This window comes from Mycobacterium sp. (genome assembly GCF_050701675.1).
Classification (GTDB): domain Bacteria; phylum Actinomycetota; class Actinomycetes; order Mycobacteriales; family Mycobacteriaceae; genus Mycobacterium.
This window is the reverse complement of sequence record NZ_JBOGDD010000219.1, coordinates 1-1,594: the sequence shown is the minus strand read 5'-3', so window position 1 is coordinate 1,594 and position 1,594 is coordinate 1. Positions and strand designations below refer to the sequence as shown.

The 1,594-nt window shown below is 64.6% G+C and carries 3 protein-coding genes; 1 reads left to right on the top strand and 2 read right to left on the bottom strand.

Going from position 1 to position 1,594, the window contains the following annotated elements; all coding sequences use genetic code 11:
• Both ACRDUX_RS06410 and ACRDUX_RS06405 read right to left on the bottom strand, forming a co-directional pair.
• Positions 1 to 516: FAD-dependent oxidoreductase (locus tag ACRDUX_RS06410; protein WP_526412102.1), on the bottom strand; the 516-nt coding region annotated here is incomplete at its 3' end.
• Between the two features lie 69 nt (positions 517 to 585).
• Positions 586 to 1,278, bottom strand: coding sequence for a TetR/AcrR family transcriptional regulator (locus ACRDUX_RS06405; protein ID WP_526412100.1), 693 nt, complete (start codon positions 1,276 to 1,278; stop codon positions 586 to 588).
• A gap of 29 nt (positions 1,279 to 1,307) precedes the next feature.
• Here ACRDUX_RS06405 and ACRDUX_RS06400 point away from each other — a divergent pair.
• Positions 1,308 to 1,594: hypothetical protein (locus ACRDUX_RS06400; protein ID WP_526412098.1), on the top strand; the 287-nt coding region annotated here is incomplete at its 3' end.

Sequence of the window (1,594 nt, the reverse complement as noted above, 5' to 3'; positions counted from 1 at the left end):
TCCCACCAGCCAACGCGCGCGGTGCTCGTGGTCACCCGCTCGCACGGTGACACAGTCGTTGTCCTGGCGCACGGCGGTCACCGAAGCGCCTCGAATGACATCTACTCCGAGATCAGCTGTTCGCTGCGACAGCACCGAACTGACCGCGTGCAGGCTCGTCATGAAGCCCTCCGCCGCGGGAGCCGGTAGCCGGAATTCAAGTGCCGCCACATCAATGAGGGTTTCGTCGAGACCCATGCCGGCGAAGTGACTTATGCCGCGCGGACCCGGCGCCGCATCGGAATCCGGTGGTGCGCCGAGCGTCGCAACATCGGTGCCCGAGGCCTGCGCCACCGCCTCCAGGAGGCCGCGCCGATCCAGGGTTCGGGCCGAGCCCGCGTTCAGGCCCCGCAGCCCGAGCGGGAGCACCTTCCACTCGGACGTGGATTCCCGATCCCTTTCGAGCACCAGCACCGAACACCCGGCCAGGGCCAGTTCGTGAGCGGTGAACAGGCCGACCGGGCCACCGCCCGCCACAATGACGTCGTGAATGGCAGTTACCTCTCTGCGGCAATGAATTTGACGAAGTTGTCCGGCGATGTCGGGTCAGAAACCTCTGCGCAGACCGTCCAGAATGATCGTGATACCGGTGATGAACTGTTGACGGTCATCGTGTGTGCGCATCTGATCGACGATGGCGTGCATGAACGGGTAACGCTGCGGCGGCAGCTCTTGCCATGCGGCTGCGGTCACATCCAGGAATCCCTGACGATCGGCGCCCCCTGCTGTGACGTCCCCGCCGAATCGGCCGTGCTGACTGACCGCGCCGAGAATGTAGTGCACGATGGTCGAGGTCGCGTCGAACCATGCAGTCCGCGGAATGTCGAGGGCTTGCACCTGCCGGCCGATCGTCTCGAAGATCGAGACCGTGACTTGACCGAGGGGATATCGAACAATCTGGATGGTCAGCCGAGTGGCGAGCCACCGATGGGCGGCGATCGCGTCGAACAGCGCGAGGGCCACTCCCACGATGGCATTCCTGGGCGTAGCGGACTCCTCCGCGACGTGGCTCTCGATCACGCCAGTGATCACGGCTTCGGTGGCCGCGTCCAGGAGTTCGTCCCGGGTGCCCACGCGGTAATAGATCGCACCCGATCCGGTGGCCAAGCGGTCGGTGACCGTCCGCAAGGTGAGTGCACTCTCGCCTCCCGAATCGAGTATCTCGATGGCAACGTCGATGATCTGATCTCGCGAAAGCACCTGGTTGCGCCGTTGCGGGCGACGCACCTTTTGGGGCATGGCCCCATCGTGCCAGAGAATTTGGATCAATGTACCAAATTGGTACCTTGATCCAAGGTGCGCGCAGGCGCACTCGGGTGGAACGGGAGATCAGCGTGGCGATGTCTCGGCGGTTGGCGTACACCGCAGCGGGGGCCGCCCTGGTGTTGTCGCTGACATCCCCGTGCGGTGGCGCCGCGACCGACAGGGTTCCGCGCGCCGCACCGGCTGAGCGTCCCGTTCTGATCGACGATGCATCGCGTGGTGTGCAGGATCGACATCCGGATGCGAGTTGCTCTGCGTATCGAGTTCCGGTGTCATTTGCGAGGATCGGCAC